Origin of the sequence: Poseidonocella pacifica (genome assembly GCF_900111875.1) — a bacterium.
Taxonomy (GTDB): Bacteria; Pseudomonadota; Alphaproteobacteria; order Rhodobacterales; family Rhodobacteraceae; genus Poseidonocella; species Poseidonocella pacifica.
The window spans coordinates 239,163-257,436 of sequence record NZ_FOJU01000001.1; the positions used below are offsets into that span (position 1 = coordinate 239,163).

Sequence of the window (18,274 nt, forward strand, 5' to 3'; positions counted from 1 at the left end):
GGCGCACTACTCAGCGCTTGGGCTCGCCGAACTAAACCCGACTGGATGCACTTAGTGTGCATCCAAATCGTTCTACGAACACAGACAATCTTCTGAAAGACTGTCAAATGGAACCGCGATGATGAAAGGTTGGACGTTTCCAGCCAATTCTGCCGCCTCAGTGGGGTCAAGTATGAGCCCGACGAGCTGCCCCGCAGACGGGACGAAGCCCTCAGCTTCAGCAGAAGCAACCGCCATATCGAAAATTTCCTGAGCGTTTTCTTCTGTTCCGAAGGCTGGATTTGTTTCGTTCACGAAAACAATATCATCAGTCAGGCCCCATATAGCACCTTGAATCTCAGCTTCAGTGTAGGTTTCGCCTAGACCATCGCCGTTGTCCATGGACCCGAAATCTTGGTTCAGTACCCAGTTGACCAAGTCAAGGTTCTCAGGATTTCTGATAAGACCGGGTGGTACGCTGGTTTCATCTGCCAAGTGGAACTCGAAGGGTACGGTGACATCGGTATCGATCGGGTCATAAGCTGCAACGCAGTAACCCTGTTCGAAGGTGATGCCGTCAAATCGGGCATCTCCAGTATTAGAGATTGTTACATTGTAGAACTGTCCGCCGATGCTATCGATGGTCAGAAACATGTCGCCCCCGGCCGGAAGGCTATCGGCAATAGTTTCAACGGTATTCAGCGCACCACAGATCTTGACATCGACTTCCGCCATGGCCGCGCCACCATTCCCATCGGAGATTCCGTAGGTGAAGCTGTCGACGGCATCCGTCCCGATAATCAGATCCTCGGCCGCGATCCCTCCGTAGGTGGCACCGTCGCTGTTGTAGTTCAGGGAGCCGTCGAGGTTGAGCGTCACGCTTGCACCCGAAGACAGGACAACCGTGTCACCAGCCATCACGGTAACGCCATCGATGACAGCGACAGTCAGGGGATCGGAATCTGCATCACCGTCGTTGGCGAGTACGTCGATGATCACCGCCTCGGTAGCGCAAACCTTTCCATTATCGTCTGCGGCCTCGGGGTCGATGTTTTCCGCAAAAACCCCTGCGTCAACGGTCAGATTTTCTTCGCCGATTGCCAAAGTGTATGTCCCGGTGCGTCCGGTGGTCGGGTCGGCATCGCTATCGTCGGCATCGCTGCCTTGATCCATCAAGGTGAAGTCGAACCCGTCCGGTTCAGCAAAGCCAACGGAATATTCCCCAGCTGTCAGGTTCTCAAACAGATAGTTCCCGTCGCCGTCCGTAATCTGCGACCCGATTGAGGAACCCGTCTCATCATAGAGAGTGACGACGACTCCTCCGAGACCAACTTCTCCAGCGTCCTGTACCCCGTCCTTGTCGGTATCGACCCACACTCGGTCGCCAAGTGAAGCAGTGCCGGGATCGCGGACCCCTGCATCGTTGTCGGGCGTGTCTTGACCGGCTTGAACGACGATCCCGGTGATTTCCGACATGCCACTTCCCAAATCGGTTGCGTCACTGTCGATCGTGTCATCGGTTCCCTGGTTCGGTGCGACGAGTGTCAGGCCGGAGACGGCATCGGTGAATTTGACACCATATGTTCCAGGCTCAAGCCCAGTGAACTGGTAGAACCCAGTTGCATCCGTCTGGGTGGTGATGCCGGTGCCGGCACCGGTCGCATCGAGGAGTTCGACGATGACGCCTTCGACACCGGGTTCTGCGTCGTCGACGTCATTCGCGTTGTCATCAACGAAATAGCGCCCCGAAAGCGAGCCTGGGATTACGACCACACCTGCGTCAACGGTAAGGTTGATCTCACCTTCGGCGAGCGTAATGATCCCTGATTCACCCGATGTGACATCTGCGTCGCTGTCGTCGGCATCGTCGCCTACGTCTTGGGTTGTGAAGGCATAGGCGCCATCTGGCAGGTCAAAGGATACCACGTAGTCGCCCGCTTCGAGACCCTCGAAGAGATAGGTGCCATCGTCTGCGGTAACTTGGCTTGCAATGAACACACCAGCGGACGAGAGCAGAGTGACGGTTACGCCGCCAATGCCATCTTCGTCATCATCCTGCACGCCGTCACGATCCGCGTCGAACCAAACCGTGTCGCCGATTGCGCCAAGCTTGGGTGTATCATCCTTGCAGATCTTGATCTTGTCCAAGCGGACGAATTCACCGCCGTCGCCTTTGGCGTGCAACGTGATTTCGTCACCATAGGAAAGATCGAGCCCGGCGAGGGTGATCTCAGAGAACGGACCGCGATCACTACCAGACCCGTCGGTATCCTGGTCAAGCATGACTGTGCCGACCTCGACGCCGTTGACCTTCACGACGATCATCGATTGCCCGTCGTTCTCATCCTGAGCGAAGATCTTGAGAGTGTAGGATCCTTCGCCGCCTTTGAACGTGGTGGAAAGCTTGCCTTCGGTCGCGCAATACAGCTTGACGGCCATACCCTCGGAAGCCTGCTCAGCACAGTATGCCTTGAAGCCGTAGGCGCACATGTCTTCGGCTTCGATGGTGATGCAGGGATCGTCGTCTTCGCACAGTTCAATCTTGTCGATCCGGGCAAACTCGCCGCAATCGCCGACCCCTTTGAGGGTAATGACATCACCCGAGGTAAGGCCGAGCCCGTCGATTGTAACCGTCGACCAATTGCTGCCGCTTACGCCGCCCGCGCCGCCATTGTCAGAATTGAGATGGATCCACTCGACGAACTCGCCGTTGACGTAGACCTTGATTTTTCCTTGGCCGTCGCTCTCGTCGAGGTAGGTAAGCTTGAGGTCGTATACCCCGGCCTCGCCCTCGAATGTCGTTGACGCATAGCCGGAACTTTGGGTGAGCTTGATGCCGGCACCACCGGACGCGTCGCCGCGATCCTCAGTCGTGTACCCGTGGAGATCCATGGACTCTGCTTCGATTACGATGCAGTCGCCCGTGCCTTCGGTCACGTCTTCAACACAGACTTTGAGCAGTTTGGTTTCTTCGCCACCTTTTCCGTCAGAGACGGTAACCGCGACTTCGTAGATGTTGTCGCCGTCGTCGTCGGTAGGCGCTTCATAGTCGGGAGGCGCGATGAAGCTCAGAACACCGGTGTTCGGGTCAATCACAAAAGAACCGGAATCCTCGCCACCGGAAATGGAGTAGCTCAGGTCGTCGCCATCTTCGTCCGATGCCTCGAGATCAATGACGAAGGTGGAGTTTTCATTGACACAGATCTTGCCTTGATCGGGATCGTTGGTGAAGGTCGGCGGAGTGTTCTCGGGGGCCTTGTCGCCCGCGCCGAGGCACCTGTAGTCGATCCAGCAACCACTGACGTCACAAGTTTGCACCACATCAAGCTGAGTACCAGCTGGGGGAACCTTGCCGTAGAATGTGAAATAGTCGTCGCCTGCGCCGGGGGCGTCGTACCCTTCTACTTCGATCTCGATCAAATAATAATATTGGCCATCGGAGCCGCGCAGCACGTGATAGCTTTCGGCGTACATCTGCGCGCCGGTGGCGGCGCCATCGATTGTCGCCTTTTGCCCGGACCCGTCCGTTGCGTTCTCATAGTGATCGCCGGACAAAGTGGAATCGTTGTCTTTCGTAGAGATGCAAACCGTGGCAGCGCCGGGCATTGTGAAGCTGTCGCCACACCCGATTGAACTTCCGTTCGTGCTCTGAAGTAGATCCGCTTCGGTAAAGGCGGAAAATTCAAATTCCTCATAGGAGTATGAAGAGCTGCTGTAAGATGAGGAGCTGTAGCGTGAAGTATGGTAGGTCATGTGTTCATGGCCCTCGCTCGGGGCCCGAAAAGCGCGGCCCGAATTGGAGAGGAAACGTTCGTGGGCCAGACCGGCTCTTGCAGCAATGCGCTGCTAAAATGACCAAGACCCCATCCGGGTCCATACTCGAAAAACAATTTGGTCACGGTCCAAGTCCTACAAACAGGCGATCAATAATATTAGTGGAGCAGCCTGCCCCCTAAGGCACGCCTCCCCCAATTTCCGCCTGAACCAGCACAGGTCCAAGCAAGTCGTTGATGCCATGATGATTAATAAATTGCTACTAAAAAGCTCCCAATTTTTTGAAATTGCTTAACTCAGGGTGCAGACTTTTGTTTACTTATTTTGTCGGGATGTTCGGGACATCACATCTTGGTAGCGCTTTGGCGGGAGCTTGTGATACGCGCCATTCGAGGTGTTTGTCGCAGGAGCTCGACGAAAATGATCCCTGTTTGCGGTCTTGAAGCGCGAAAGGTTGCCGTTCTGGGGCTGGGCCGGTCCGGGCTCTCTGCGGCGCGGTCTCTCAGGGCAGGGGGGGCTATCCCGGTTTGTTGGGATGACAACGAAAGCGCTCGTGATGTTGCCGCAAGCGAAGGTTTCGCGGTGCGTGATCTGGTAGCGCAAGGGGCCTTGGACGACGTTGCCCGGTTGATCCTCTCTCCAGGGATCCCGCACCTCTACCCGGTGCCGCATCCGATCGTACGGTTGGCTTTGACCTTGGGGGTTCAAGTCGACAACGATATAGGTCTGTTCTTTCAGTCCTTTGCGCAAACCGATTGGGATCGATTTGACACGATGCCCAAAGTGGTGGCCGTTACCGGCTCTAACGGTAAATCCACGACCTCCGCGCTGATCCACCATGTGCTGGACGAAGCGGGCAGGCCAGCGCAACTTGCCGGCAACATCGGGCGCGGTGTCTTGGATCTGGAGCCGCCAGAGGATGGGGCCGTGGTCGTGCTTGAGTTGAGTTCTTATCAAACAGACCTCGCCCGTGCGCTGACGCCCGACATCGCGGTTTTCACCAACCTCAGCCCGGATCATCTTGATCGCCATGGCGGAATGGGCGGATATTTCGCGGCCAAACGGCGTCTGTTTGCCGAAGGTGGCCCGGATCGCGCCATAATCGGTACCGACGAAGACGAGGGGCTGTTTCTCGCGGGGCAACTCTCTGAAGGGCCTACGGATGATCGTGTTATCCGGATCGGGTCTGGGCGCGCCGAGGGGCCGGGGTGGTCCGTCAATGCGCGAAAGGGGTTTTTGTCAGAATGGCGCAAGGGGAAGCAGGTTGGGTCCGTGGACTTGCGCCAGATTCCTGGATTGCCGGGGGCGCATAACCACCAGAATGCCTGCGCAGCCTATGCCGTCTGCCGTGCCTTGGGGCTTAGCCCACGTAACATAGAGGCTGGGCTCAAGACTTACCCGGGGTTGCCGCACCGAAGTCAGGTACTGGGAACCCGTGGCGGGGTGACCTTCGTGAACGACAGCAAGGCAACCAACGTCGATAGTGCCCGGAAAGCGTTGCAAGCGTTTCCCGCGGTGCGATGGATCTGTGGTGGGTTGCAAAAAGAAGGGGGGCTGGCCGGATTGGAACCCGCTCTTGGCACCGTGGTCAAAGCCTACGTGATTGGTCGCGAAGCTGCGAACTTTGCGCTTCAACTACCCGGGATAGATGTAGCAATCTGCGGCGACATGGCCACCGCGGTCAACCTTGCCAGTGCTGACGCCGTTGCAGGCGAAACAGTGTTGTTGGCACCGGCTGCTGCGAGTTTCGATCAATATGATAATTTCGAAGCGCGCGGAGCCGATTTCGAACGGCACGTCAAGAATGTTTTGCAAAGCTCGGCGAACTAGGTCGAAATCGCTCTCTCGGGGAAGGCGCTCCCCTGCCTCAGTTCTGTAAGGTGTCCGGCCTCGAAGGCCTCTTTATGAAGCACCCCGAGTTGAACCGGAATTCGAGGTAGCTTCAGGATGCGTGCGATCGCCATACGGTGATTGCCGATCATCCCGAATATCGGATGACCGTCCCGGCCAAAGTGAATGAAGATACCGTCGCCTTCTCTGGGGACGCCAAGGACATGATGCGCTCTGCTTCGGATGACGCCCGCACGGCGAATTGACTCATAAAGCGCGTCGATCTGCCTATAACGTTCATGCACATCGTCCAAATTGTGGCAAGAATCGAAGGGTTTTCCATTCTCTATGCGCGCCATCATGTAGTCGAATATGCCTGTGTCTTCCCAACTTTGCCCTTCTTCGAAATGAAGCCGGCAGGCGCGCATCTTCGGGCTGGCCTCGATGTCGCGGGTCGCACGATCCCAATCGCCGCCGACGATCGCGCCACTATGCCGCCGAGAAAAAGAGGGAACATCTGGCAAATGCTTGCAGTAACTGAGTTGCACATCTTGGGGATCGACGTAGAGCCGTTCGTAACTTTGAGGACCCCTCGCGCCAAAGCGAAGCAAGTGTGCGACGTCTCGCAAATGTCGAATCAACCTGCTTCCCCCTTAGAAAAGCCTACGAAGTTCCGCCGTGGCGCGGCCCTCGCCTATCGGTGAGTGTATGCACCGAATGAGAGTGCGCGTCATCCGATATGACAGATTTGTGACGGAAGGGGGTGGTTCTTTTGGGGAAGACTTCAGCTGGCTCAGGCCGCTTGGGGGCTTACGGTAAACTTGTTTCGACCCTGACTCTTTGAGCCATAAAGGGCTGAATCCGCCTCCGCCATCAGCCTCGCGATGGTCGATGGATCGCCATCGCTGTTGGCTGAAGAAACCGACACACCGATGGAAACCGAGACAGGTACCTCTTCCCCGATCTCGTCAAGGCGAACGGGCGAGGAATTTACAACATGGCATAACCGAGCAGCGGCGCGTTTTGCCTGTTCTCGGCTGGTGTCGGGCAGAACAACGAGGAACTCTTCTCCCCCAATCCTTGCGATCAGATCCTTGGCACGCATGTTTTCTTTGAGACGGGATGCCACGGTTACGAGTACAGCATCGCCTGCGGCATGCCCAAACCGGTCGTTGACCGATTTGAAGAAGTCGATATCGATCAACATCACAGCAAAATCGCGGTTTTGGCGCAGCGCGGTATCCCTGACACGTGATAGGTGAGGCAGGGCATAGCGACGGTTATAGAGCCCAGTGAGCGGATCTGTGACAGCCGCGCGCAGCCCGTCCCGGACATTTGCGCGCAGCGCATCCCCGAGGCGCTTGCGGCGGATCTGCGTTTGGATGCGCTGTGCAAGTTCCCTAGGGTCCGTCCCCGCACGGAGCAGGTCGCTCGCCCCGAGGTCAAAGGCACGCGCGGCGATGGCCAGATCACAGGTAGCATTGGCAACGACGATGGAGCTGTGCCGGGTTGCTGCTCTGGACCGCAGTTCAGACATGAGTTCCAGCCCGTCGTTCTCCTCCTTGAGCGATGCGCCCACCACAAAAACTTCGGGTGGGGCATCGCCAAATTCCGTTCCCAGCGTGTCATCGCGGCTCAGCACCCGCAGGTGATCGTTGGGCAAAAGGGAAGTGAGCGTATGCTTCCAATGGATCGCTTGGGCCCGTTCGCCAGCGACGAGCGCGATCGTCGCGGGGGCCTGGATTGGGGAAGTCGGCTCAGAAAATCCGAGTGCTGCGTGGGTGCCGTCGCGCAAGCGAAGTTCCTGTTCAGACTCGCGTGCCCGAAGCAGGTTGCGAACGCGCGCGAGCAAAACCGTTTCCTCAACAGGTTTGTCGAGGATATCGTCCGCGCCCGCCGATAATGCCTGGAGCCGAAGCTCGATATCATTGTCGTTTGCCAGCAGTACCACGGGAATATGCATGGTCGACGGATCCGCTTTCATCGCACGGCAGAGCGTCAATCCCTCGGTGCCGCCGAGCCGGGCGTCCGCGATGACAATGTCCGGTGCCGCACGGCGTAACGCGCTGCGCGCCTCTTCAATGCTCTCGGCAAGTACGACATCATAGAAAGCTGCCGAGAGCTTGACCTTGAGGACGATACGGTTTGTTGCCACTTCGTCTGCGACCAGAATTCGTCCGCCCATCGCGCCCTTCCACTCCGGAGACCATTTCGGTTAAGAATAACGGTGGAAGTAGTTAATAATTTGTTGCGGAAATGAGGAAAATGCAGACTACGCAAGAAAGTGCCGAACTCGTTGCCGCGCTCGCTCTGGAATGGATTTCCTCGCAAAAAGACCTTCTGGAGGTCTTTCTTGGCTCTACCGGACTTGATCTCGAGACGCTCATTGCGCGTGCCTCTGAGGCTGAAATTCTCGTCGGCGTGTTGGACTTCATCATGCTTAATGAGGAATGGGTCGTCGGGTTTTGCAATGCCGCGAGCCTTCCATACTCAAGAGTTCAAGAGGCGCGGGCGGCGCTTCCTGGAGGGGAGCAGGTTCATTGGACATGATTTGCGTCTGCTGCACGGGGAGCCACCCGCTAGCGAGGCCCAATCCTTGGTACGCCAAGTGTAGGGCAACACTCACCTAGGTAAAAAAACGCCCAGGCGAAGCCCGGGCGTAAGTGCGGAACGAGGGACAGTGAATGAAACGCGGGGAGTTCCGAATTCCGCGCTTCTCGATACATCTAGGCAGCGCTTTGATGCTTTAAAGATATTGTAAGCAGAACGTGAACGAATCATTAAGCTTGATTGGTGAGGCCCTCGCCTCCGGAAACCGACCGACACGTCCATTTCGTGCATGCCGACGTCACTGCGAACGCCCTGAAGCGTAGAGCGCCACGGCCGCGGCATTCGACACGTTGAGTGAGCCGAAATCACGGGCAAAGGGAATCCGGACCAACTCGTCGCAGGTTTCACGGGTCTTTTGGCGCAACCCCGGGCCTTCCGCGCCCAGTACGAGGCCCACGGCGCGGTCATGTCGCCCTTCAAGAGCTGTTTCGACCGTATTCTCCGCAGTGCCGTCCAGCCCGAGCAGAAGATAGCCCATCGCGCGAAGACGTTCCATCGCGTCGGCGAGGTTTCCCACACGCAGATAGGGTTGCCGCTCGAGCGCTCCACTTGCCGTTTTCGCGAGCGCGCCGGTTTCAGGGGCTGCGTGATGGCGCGGCGCTATAACGGCCAGTGCGCCAAAGACTTCTGCGGAACGAAGGATCGCCCCTACATTGTGGGGATCGGTTACACGATCCAGAAAGAGCACTCGTGGTGGACGTTGGCCATCGCCAAGGCAGACGTCCTCCAGCGTTCCCCATTCCAACGGGCGCACCTCTAGGGCGGCCCCTTGATGGACTGATCCCTGATCAAGTGGAGCTGAAAACTTGCGGGGGTCAGCGATTTCCGGCTCGATTCCGCTCTGAGCTACGGCTTCTGCCAGACGTTCGCGCGCGTTGGGGGTGAGAATGAGGCGCAGTTTCTCGCGCCGTGGATTCAAGAGCGCATCCCGAACCGCGTGCAGTCCGAATAGCCAGACCGTCTCGCGCGCGGTGACCTTTTGCCCGCGCTCTTTTTCAACCACCCACTTGGGCTTTTTCATGATATTTGATCCCCTTGGCTGTGACCGCAGTAAATGGTCTTGCAAGACGTCGCGCGCAAGGGATTTTCCTGTTGACGCCCCAGAGAGCCAATTGTAATCAGCGCCACACGCACGGGCCGAGGCCCTGCAGTGGGCGACAGGCCGCAAGGTGTGGCAGGGGACTGTAACTCCCTCGCGGAGACGCACGCCTGGTTCGATTCCAGGGTCGCCCACCACGTACTCCTTCCTCAGAAATTTGTTCGGAATATGCTCTGCGGTGCCGTGGGCACGCTTTGCGCGATCATTGCGCGGTTGATCGAAATGGGAGGGATTTTAGAATGCAAAACAACGGGTAGCCTTGCGGCCCCCGTGTCATGCATCACCGGAATTCCGGGAAAGTTGGAGCGGGCGAAGAGATTCGAACTCTCGACCCTTACCTTGGCAAGGTAATGCTCTACCCCTGAGCTACGCCCGCGTCCTTGGGTGAGACGTCGTTTATAAATGTCTTGGCCGGGCTGCAAGGGGAAAATTGCTCGAAAACTGACTTTTTGATTTTCAACTGTTCGGAGGCGAAATTGGCGTGGCGAATGAAAAAGCACGGCGCTCTGCATCCCAAGTCAGGCCGGGATAAAATGCGCTGTAGTGGGCGAAGTTCCGGGACAGTTCTCGGGCGTTGATCCGGCGGCTCCATAGGCGCAAAGGGATCGCCGTGCGCTCGCCAACCCCGTCGACCATCACGAACTGTTGGCTTCGATCCTCGAAGACGAGATTATCGGGCTTGAGGTCGTTCGCGATAAGGCCAAACTCGAAGGCTGCACCGACAAACTGGTTGAGGCGTTCGAGGTGCAGTTCCTTAAATGTGCCCGAGTTCAACATCTGCCGCAAAGTCGGCGCAAGTTCTCCCTCTGCGTTGCAGATCTTCTCCACACACAACCCGAGTCCCAGCGTCGTGCGAACCAGCCCGATGCAATCACATACTGGCAGGCGGGTGACATCCGAATTCATCCTGCGAGCAAGCTCATAGGTCATCCGGATCTCTTTCATGAACTGCCATGTGTAGGGAGGCTTTCGCAGTCGCTCTACCCAGCCACGCAGGGGTTCCTTGTCCATCTTTCTGGGCAAGATTGTTTTGATCAGCTTTCCCGCATCGCTCGGATGCTGGAAAACTGCTCGGTTGCGCCCGTGGGCAACTGGCGCAAGGCCGGAAAGATCAATCAGCAAAACAAAATCCCTCTTAACACAAACCAAGCGGCTCCACGGCTTGGGAGGTCTCTTGAGAACTCAAGACCTTTGTGAGGTAGGGCGAGACCGCTGCTCGATCAACTCCAACGCTCAAGGTAATATCTGGTCCTGTCCGCTGTACTCATGAAAATTCGATGAGGAGGTCCTTGGCATCGATCTGCGTCCCGGGCGTTACGTGGATCGCCTTGATCGTGCCGTTCTGTTCGGCATGGATGCCCGTTTCCATCTTCATTGCTTCGATGGTCAGCAGTAAATCACCCTCCTTGACCTTTTGGCCCAATGCAACGGCGACTGTGGCAATGGCGCCGGGCATCGGTGCACCGACATGGCCGGGGTTAGCTGGGTCTGCTTTCGGGCGTGCAGCGACCATCCCCTTTGCGCTTCTGTCTGCTATCCGTATGACGCGCGGTTGGCCGTTCAACTCGAAGAAGAGGCGAACGCTGCCGTCGGCATGGGGCTCGCTCACAGCCTGCAGGCGAATTTCCAAGGTCTTGCCGGGGTCGATTTCTGCGCTGATCTGATCGCCTGGTTTCATGCCGTAAAAGAAGGTAAGGGTCGGCAAGGCGCGAACTGGCCCATAAAGTGCATGTCGTTCCAGATAATCGGCAAAAACCTTTGGGTACATGAGAGCACCATTCAGGTCTTCGTTGTCGATCTCCTGTTCGAATTGCGTTGCAAGCTCCGCCCGAACTTTCTCAGGATCGACCTTGTCGGCGTGAAGTCCCGGACGGTCGGTATATGGTGCGGCACCTTTCAGAACCTTTTCCTGGAGCGCTCGCGGGAAGCCGCCTGGAGGCTGGCCCAGAACGCCCTTCATCATTGCGACCACGCTTTCCGGAAATGACAGGTCAACGTCGGGATCTTCGACTTGGTCCCGCGTGAGCCCTTGGGTCACCATCATCAGCGCCATGTCACCCACGGTCTTGGAGGATGGGGTTACCTTGATAATGTCGCCGAACATCTGATTGACCTCTGCATAGGTCTTGGCCACCTCGGGCCAGCGATCCTCAAGCCCCATGGAGCGTGCTTGCGCCTTCAGGTTCGTGAATTGGCCGCCGGGCATTTCATGCAAGTAGACCTCTGAGGATGGAGCCTGCTGCGCGCTTTCAAAGGCGGCATACTGCCTGCGCACCTTTTCCCAATAGTCTGAGATTTTGCGAACTTCCGAAATGTCGAGTTTCGATTGGCGCTCTGTATGCCGCAGCGCCTCTACGAGCGTGCCAAGCGTCGGTTGGCTTGTATTGCCGGAGAGCGCGTCCATCGCAGCATCAGCAGCGTCCGCCCCGGCGGAGGCTGCCGCCAGTATTGTGGCAATGCCCGCCCCTGACGTGTCATGCGTATGAAAATGAATAGGAAGACCCGTTTCCTCTTTCAGGGCCTTCACGAGGACCGGCGCCGCGGCGGGCTTGAGCAGGCCGCCCATATCCTTGAGGCCAAGAATATGAACTCCGGCCTCCTTCAGCTCCCGCGCGAGGCCGACGTAATACTTGATGTCGTATTTCGCGCGGTCGGGATCGAGAATGTCGCCGGTATAACAAATCGACCCTTCGAGAATCCTGCCCTCTTCGAGCACGGCATCCATGGCCACCCGCATTTGCTCGACCCAGTTGAGCGCATCAAACACGCGGAAAAGGTCAACGCCGGTGGCAACGGATTGCCGGACGAAGCTTTTTACGACGTTATCGGGGTAATTGGTGTATCCAACGCCATTGGACCCGCGAAACAGCATTTGTAGGAGGTGATTGGGCATCGCGGCACGCAAATCGCGCAATCGCTGCCATGGACACTCCTGCAAGAACCGGTAGGCCACGTCGAATGTCGCGCCGCCCCAGCATTCGACCGAAAAGAGGCCGGGCAGGTTGGACGCATAGGCGGGGGCCACCCGGATCATATCGATGGACCGCATACGAGTTGCGAGCAAACTCTGGTGCGCGTCTCTCATCGTCGTGTCGGTCAAAAGAAGCTCGCGCTGAACCAGCATCCAGTCCGCGACCGCTTGCGGTCCTTGTTCCAACATGACCTGCCGCAGCCCGTGTGACGGCGCATCGGTCGGCGCGGGTGCTTTCGGTTCATGCTCGATCTCGGGGCGTGCGCGACCTGCGGTTTCGGGATGACCATTGACGGTGATGTCGGCAATGTAGGTCAGGATCTTCGTTGCGCGGTCTTGCCTCTCGGGGAAATCGAAAAGCTCTGGTGTCGTGTCGATGAACGTCGTTGTGTAGGTATCGTTCAGGAAGGTCGGGTGTTTCAGGAGGTTGGCAACGAAATCGATGTTCGTGCTCACCCCCCTGATGCGGAACTCGCGAAGGGCGCGATCCATCCGTCTGATGGCGGCATCGGGCGTTTGGGCGTGAGCGGTGACCTTCACGAGCAGGGAGTCGTAGTATCGGGTGATCACTCCCCCCGCATATGCCGTGCCCCCGTCGAGACGTATGCCCATACCGGTGGCAGTTCGATATGCGGAAATACGTCCGTAGTCGGGGATGAAGTTGTTTTGGGGATCTTCTGTGGTGATCCGTGTCTGAAGGGCGTGGCCGTTCAGTGCGATGTCTTCTTGCCGCGTCTTGCCAGTTGCTTCGGCAAGGGTCCTTCCTTCGGCAATGCGGATTTGCGCCTGTACGATGTCGATCCCGGTCACCTCCTCGGTTACCGTGTGTTCGACCTGCACGCGCGGGTTCACCTCGATGAAGTAGAACTGCTCGGTTTCCATATCCATCAGGAACTCGACCGTTCCGGCGCATTCGTAGTTCACGTGCTTGCAAATGCGGTAGCCTAGCTCGCACACCTCTTCGCGCTGCTTCTGCGTGAGGTAGGGCGCAGGGGCGCGTTCTACGACCTTTTGGTTGCGCCGCTGAACCGTGCAGTCCCGTTCGAACAGGTGATAGAGGTTTCCGTGTTTGTCCCCAAGAATTTGTACTTCGACGTGACGCGCGCGGGTGATCATCTTCTCTACATAACCTTCGCCATTGCCAAATGCGGCTTCGGCTTCGCGGCGGCCTTCTAGAACTTTGGTCTCAAGCTCTGCTTCGGCGAGGATCGGGCGCATTCCTCGGCCCCCGCCGCCCCAACTGGCCTTGAGCATCAGCGGATAGCCGATCTCGGCGGCCTCTCGTCTGATCGCATCCATGTCATCGCCAAGGACTTCAGTCGCCGGGATGACGGGAACGCCCGCTGCGATGGCAACCCGCCGAGCGCTGGCCTTGTCGCCCAGTTTTCGCATCGTTTCCGCCCGCGGACCGATGAAGGTGATGCCGCTGGCGACGCAAGCATCGACCAGATCGGGGTTCTCGGACAGGAGGCCATAGCCGGGATGGATGGCATCCGCACCGCACTTCTTGGCGACGCGTATGAGCTCCGAGATTGAGAGGTAGGCCTGTACCGGACCCAGACCCTCGCCGATCCGATATGCCTCGTCTGCCTTGAAGCGATGCAAGCTGAGCTTGTCTTCTTCGGCATAGACCGCGACTGTGCGTTTGCCCATCTCGTTGGCCGCGCGCATGATGCGGATCGCGATTTCGCCCCGGTTGGCTATGAGGATTTTCGAAAAATCGGTCATCTGGATCTCCTGCGACATATATTGAACGCTACCCTTTCCCTTGTGACAGTCCACGATTATTTTGCACACGCAGCATTTGCGCGGCGCTGCAGCGCGTGCGCAGGTGGCTGGACACCCGTATCGTAGAGAGGGATATTACAGCCATGAGCATGCCTCCCGGCTTTTTGGACGAGTTGCGCAACCGACTGAGCATGGCTCAGGTCGTCGGTCGCAAGGTCATGTGGGATACGCGCAAATCCAATCAGGCCAAGGGCGACATGTGGGCCCCGTGCCCCTTTCACCATGAAAAGACGGCATCGTTTCACGTAGATGATCGCAAGGGCTTTTATCACTGCTTCGGCTGCGGGGCGAAGGGAGATGTCTTCGGGTTTGTTCAGGAAACCGAGAATGTCGGCTTCATGGAGGCCGTCGAGATTTTGGCCGGCGAGGCGGGGATGCAAATGCCCCAGCGGGATCCGAAGGCAAAGCAGAAGCAGGACCGGGCGGCCCAGCTCGCGGAGGTGATGGAGCAGGCCGTCTCTTGGTATCGCCTGCAACTGAAGACGGGTGCCGGTAGCGAAGCGCGCGCTTATCTGGAGAAGCGTGGTCTTGAGGACCCGGCACTCGAACAGTTCGAAATCGGATTCGCTCCACCGGGATGGCAGGGAGTATCCGAGCATCTTGCGAACAAGGGCGTGCCCCAAGATCTCATTCTCGGCGCGGGTCTCGTGCGGGAAGGTAAGTCGGGAAATCGGCCTTACGATGTCTTTCGCAACCGGATCATGTTCCCGATCCGGGACGCACGGGGGCGTTGCATTGCCTTTGGCGGGCGGGCGATTGATCCGGACGACAACGCCAAATACCTGAATTCAAGCGAAACATTATTGTTCGACAAGGGGCGAAATCTCTACAATCACGGTCCAGCACGGGCCGAGGTGGGGAAGGGGGCGCCCCTCATCGTCGCCGAAGGGTACATGGATGTCATCGCGCTTTGTGGTGCGGGATTTGGCGGCGCGGTTGCACCCCTTGGTACGGCAGTCACAGAAGCCCAACTCGAACTCCTCTGGCGGATCGCGCCGGAGCCGGTATTCGCGCTTGATGGGGATGCTGCGGGCCTGCGCGCGGCGTATCGGGTCATCGACCTTGCCCTGCCGCTGCTATCGTCGGGGCGTTCGCTTCGATTTGCCCTGATGCCCGCCGGGATGGATCCGGACGATCTGATCAAAACGAAAGGCGCTGGCGCTATGGCGACTGTTCTGGAGGCCGCGATTCCCCCAGTCAGGCTGCTGTGGCAGCGTGAAACTGAAGGAAAAGTCTTCGATAGCCCCGAACGGAAGGCCGGGCTTGAAAAAGCTTTGCGCGACGCGACGCAAAGGATCGCCGATCCGTCCCTTCGCCAACACTACGAGATGGAACTGAAGGACTTCCGGTGGCAATTGTTTCGGCGCAAGCCACAAGCAAAGTCACGACGCGGGGGCGGGAAATTTCGCCCAGAAGTGGAATTCCCGCGTGCGAATACGAAGGCTTCGTTGCTGGCCACAGGTGAAGATAGCGGAGAGGAACGACTGCGTGTGGCGGTTATTCTGGCGACGCTCATCGCGACGCCGAGCGTGATTGTCGAATTCGAAGACAGGATCGAAGATTTGCCCTGTGTCGACCCCGAACATGGCCGTTTGAGGGAGGCGATACTGCGTCGTGCGGAGGCAGATCCCGAGGCTTTTCGCGGCGCGCTTGTCAGGGAAATAGGGCCCGATGCCCTTGAAACGCTGCTTCGGGTGAACCATGTGGCCATAACACCCGCCGTCAGGAACCCAGGAAATGCCGAGCTTGCTCGGATGACGTTGTCTGAAGAACTGGCCAAAATGGATGCCCGCCGCGGACTCGAGGCGGAAGTTGCCGAAGCTGCAGAGGATCTCGCAGGGTTCGCCGATGAAGCCGTGACATGGCGGCTCGGGCAAGCCGCGCAGGCGGCTCTGCGGACAAGCCGAAGCGAGTCGCAGGACAAGGCCGAATACGACATCGCGGAGAATGGAACACGAATCAATCGCGATGAACGCATGGCACTCGACGCACTTCTAGGGCAAATTGGCTTCACCAAGGGGCGTAAATAGGAAACTCGCGGGGAAAAGTTTGGACTTTTCGCGTATCCGGGAGTGCGAATCACTCTGAAACGCGACATGATTCGAGTTTATCGAATCACTCCGCCTCTCAGCCAGGAGCACTGCATGGCCGCTAAAGATACTGACGACCAGAAGCCGGAGACGAGCGAAGAGGATGTCTCGCTCGACATGAGCCAGACTGCGGTCAAGAAGATGATCGCCGAGGCTCGCGAGAGGGGGTTCATCACCTACGACCAACTCAATCAGGTTTTGCCGCCCGATCAGGTCAACAGCGAGCAGATCGAAGACGTGATGTCGATGCTGTCGGAGATGGGCATCAACATCATCGAAGACGATGAGGTCGAAGAAGAAGAGCAAAAGAGCACCGCCGTGGTCGAAGCCGGCCGGGGTGGGGATGTCGCGGTGTCGTCTGCCGCGTCCGAAAAGCTTGATCGCACGGATGATCCGGTGCGGATGTACCTGCGTGAAATGGGGTCTGTCGAACTGCTGTCGCGTGAAGGCGAGATAGCCATTGCGAAGCGGATCGAAGCTGGCCGGAACACCATGATCGCCGGGCTATGCGAAAGTCCGCTGACCTTTCAGGCGATCACGATCTGGCGCGACGAACTCCTGTCAGAGGACATTTTGCTTCGCGATGTGATCGATCTTGAGACCACATTTGGCAATCAGCTTGGTGAGGAAGGCGCGGAAACCGCTGTCGTCGAGCCAGCAGAAACACAGCCCGCTCAGCAGCGCGATACCGGCCCTGAACTCGATGCTGACGGCAATCCGATTCAGAAGGACGACGACGAAGAGGACGAAGAGCAGGCGAATATGTCGCTCGCCGCGATGGAAGCCGCGCTCAAGCCGCTCGTGCTGGAAACGCTGGACCGTATCGCGGAGGATTTCGTTCGCCTCAGCGAAATGCAGGACAGCCGAATTTCGGCGACGATCAACGAGGATGGCACCTTCAGCGCCTCGCAAGAGGGCGAATACCAGTCGTTACGCTCGGAGATCGTGAAGCTTGTGAATGAGCTTCATCTCCACAACAACCGTATCGAAGCCCTGATCGACCAGCTTTATGGCATCAACCGGCGCATCATGCAGATCGACAGCGCCATGGTGAAGCTTGCGGATCAGGCGCGCATCAACCGGCGCGAATTCGTTGACGAGTATCGCGGCTATGAGCTTGATCCCGGCTGGCTTGATCGGATGGCGGAGAAATCCGGTCGCGGCTGGCAGATGTTTATCGAACGTTTCCGCGGCAAGGCAGAAGAACTGCGCTCCGACATGGCGCAAGTTGGTCAGTATGTCGGTCTCGATATTTCGGAATTCCGGCGCATCGTCAGCCAAGTCCAGAAGGGCGAAAAAGAGGCGCGTCAGGCCAAGAAGGAAATGGTCGAAGCCAACCTGCGGCTCGTGATATCGATCGCCAAGAAGTACACGAACCGGGGGCTTCAGTTCCTCGATTTGATCCAGGAAGGCAACATCGGCCTGATGAAGGCCGTGGACAAGTTCGAGTATCGTCGAGGCTACAAGTTCTCCACCTACGCGACATGGTGGATCCGGCAGGCGATTACGCGAAGCATCGCGGATCAGGCCCGGACCATTCGGATTCCGGTGCATATGATCGAGACGATCAACAAGCTTGTTCGGACCGGTCGGCAAATGCTTCACGAGATCGGCCGAGAGCCGACGCCGGAGGAATTGGCCCAGAAGTTGCAAATGCCGCTGGAGAAGGTTCGCAAGGTGATGAAGATCGCCAAAGAGCCTATCTCGCTTGAGACCCCGATCGGGGATGAGGAAGATAGCCAGCTTGGCGATTTCATCGAAGACAAGAATGCGATCTTGCCCCTCGACAGCGCCATTCAGGAAAACCTCAAGGAGACGACCACTCGGGTCCTGTCATCGCTCACGCCTCGTGAAGAACGTGTGCTGCGTATGCGCTTCGGGATCGGGATGAACACCGACCACACCCTCGAAGAGGTTGGCCAACAGTTCAGCGTGACCCGAGAGCGGATTCGCCAGATCGAAGCGAAAGCTCTTCGAAAGCTCAAACACCCGAGCCGCAGCCGCAAACTGCGGAGCTTCCTCGACCAATAGATGCTGCGCACGGGTCTGCTGGCTCGGACCGGCGTTGCAGGGTTCATTCGACAGAGGCGTCGGGCTTATTTGGCCCGGCGCCTTTGGCGTGACTACCCAGCG

Annotated in this window: 10 protein-coding genes and 2 tRNA genes; 5 read left to right on the top strand and 7 right to left on the bottom strand. The window is 57.8% G+C overall.

Features of this window, described 5'->3' with window-relative positions; translation table 11 throughout:
• Positions 1 to 72 precede the first annotated feature (72 nt).
• The gene (locus tag BM234_RS01135; RefSeq protein ID WP_092059820.1) at positions 73 to 3,732 is read right to left on the bottom strand and encodes an SdrD B-like domain-containing protein; all 3,660 of its coding nucleotides are present in this window, start codon (positions 3,730 to 3,732) and stop codon (positions 73 to 75) included.
• 441 nt (positions 3,733 to 4,173) lie between these two features.
• Here BM234_RS01135 and murD point away from each other — a divergent pair, with 441 nt between their 5' ends.
• Positions 4,174 to 5,583, top strand: a complete 1,410-nt coding sequence (murD, locus tag BM234_RS01140) for a UDP-N-acetylmuramoyl-L-alanine--D-glutamate ligase (RefSeq protein ID WP_092059822.1) — start codon at positions 4,174 to 4,176, stop codon at positions 5,581 to 5,583.
• Here the strand turns inward: murD and BM234_RS01145 are convergent.
• Entirely contained in the window at positions 5,580 to 6,194 is a 615-nt protein-coding gene (locus BM234_RS01145; protein WP_175501170.1) for a hypothetical protein, read from the bottom strand. The two genes, murD and BM234_RS01145, sit on opposite strands and share 4 nt — an antisense overlap.
• Positions 6,195 to 6,376: 182 nt before the next feature.
• Positions 6,377 to 7,768: a diguanylate cyclase gene (locus BM234_RS01155; RefSeq protein ID WP_092059828.1), complete on the bottom strand. Its 1,392-nt coding sequence runs from the start codon at positions 7,766 to 7,768 to the stop codon at positions 6,377 to 6,379.
• An 80-nt stretch (positions 7,769 to 7,848) separates the two neighbouring features.
• Between BM234_RS01155 and BM234_RS01160 the strand changes: the two genes are divergently transcribed.
• On the top strand, positions 7,849 to 8,133 hold the full coding sequence (locus tag BM234_RS01160; RefSeq protein ID WP_092059830.1) for a DUF3572 domain-containing protein: 285 nt from the start codon (positions 7,849 to 7,851) through the stop codon (positions 8,131 to 8,133).
• A gap of 298 nt (positions 8,134 to 8,431) precedes the next feature.
• Here the strand turns inward: BM234_RS01160 and rlmB are convergent, their stop codons facing one another.
• Positions 8,432 to 9,214 (bottom strand): 23S rRNA (guanosine(2251)-2'-O)-methyltransferase RlmB, encoded by a 783-nt coding sequence (rlmB, locus tag BM234_RS01165; protein ID WP_092059832.1) that lies wholly within the window; start codon positions 9,212 to 9,214, stop codon positions 8,432 to 8,434.
• Between the two features lie 131 nt (positions 9,215 to 9,345).
• Here rlmB and BM234_RS17400 point away from each other — a divergent pair.
• Positions 9,346 to 9,429 (top strand) — tRNA-Tyr (locus BM234_RS17400).
• Between the two features lie 164 nt (positions 9,430 to 9,593).
• Here BM234_RS17400 and BM234_RS01170 read toward each other — a convergent pair.
• The 3 genes from BM234_RS01170 to BM234_RS01180 all read right to left on the bottom strand — a co-directional run bounded on the left by BM234_RS01170 (position 9,594) and on the right by BM234_RS01180 (position 13,991).
• Positions 9,594 to 9,668: transfer RNA gene (locus BM234_RS01170), tRNA-Gly, on the bottom strand.
• Between the two features lie 80 nt (positions 9,669 to 9,748).
• Positions 9,749 to 10,414 (bottom strand): YrbL family protein, encoded by a 666-nt coding sequence (locus BM234_RS01175; protein WP_175501171.1) that lies wholly within the window; start codon positions 10,412 to 10,414, stop codon positions 9,749 to 9,751.
• A gap of 142 nt (positions 10,415 to 10,556) precedes the next feature.
• Positions 10,557 to 13,991 carry a pyruvate carboxylase gene (locus BM234_RS01180; protein ID WP_092061264.1) on the bottom strand — a complete coding sequence of 1,145 codons (3,435 nt, stop codon included), beginning with the start codon at positions 13,989 to 13,991 and terminating at the stop codon, positions 10,557 to 10,559.
• A gap of 143 nt (positions 13,992 to 14,134) precedes the next feature.
• On the opposite strand from BM234_RS01180, the gene dnaG reads away from it, so the two are divergent.
• Complete coding sequence (dnaG, locus tag BM234_RS01185; RefSeq protein ID WP_092059836.1) at positions 14,135 to 16,081, top strand: DNA primase; 1,947 nt, start codon at positions 14,135 to 14,137, stop codon at positions 16,079 to 16,081.
• A 114-nt stretch (positions 16,082 to 16,195) separates the two neighbouring features.
• Entirely contained in the window at positions 16,196 to 18,172 is a 1,977-nt protein-coding gene (gene rpoD / locus BM234_RS01190) for an RNA polymerase sigma factor RpoD (protein ID WP_092059838.1), read from the top strand.
• Positions 18,173 to 18,274 lie beyond the last annotated feature (102 nt).

Excerpts from the sequence above, each read along its gene's own strand:
- BM234_RS01135 (WP_092059820.1), bottom strand. The coding sequence starts at position 3,732 with ATGACCTACCATACTTCACGCTACAGCTCCTCATCTTACAGCAGCTCT.
- murD (WP_092059822.1), top strand. The coding sequence starts at position 4,174 with ATGATCCCTGTTTGCGGTCTTGAAGCGCGAAAGGTTGCCGTTCTGGGG.
- BM234_RS01155 (WP_092059828.1), bottom strand. The coding sequence starts at position 7,768 with ATGGGCGGACGAATTCTGGTCGCAGACGAAGTGGCAACAAACCGTATC.
- BM234_RS01160 (WP_092059830.1), top strand. The coding sequence starts at position 7,849 with ATGCAGACTACGCAAGAAAGTGCCGAACTCGTTGCCGCGCTCGCTCTG.
- rlmB (WP_092059832.1), bottom strand. The coding sequence starts at position 9,214 with ATGAAAAAGCCCAAGTGGGTGGTTGAAAAAGAGCGCGGGCAAAAGGTC.
- BM234_RS01180 (WP_092061264.1), bottom strand. The coding sequence starts at position 13,991 with ATGACCGATTTTTCGAAAATCCTCATAGCCAACCGGGGCGAAATCGCG.
- dnaG (WP_092059836.1), top strand. The coding sequence starts at position 14,135 with ATGAGCATGCCTCCCGGCTTTTTGGACGAGTTGCGCAACCGACTGAGC.
- rpoD (WP_092059838.1), top strand. The coding sequence starts at position 16,196 with ATGGCCGCTAAAGATACTGACGACCAGAAGCCGGAGACGAGCGAAGAG.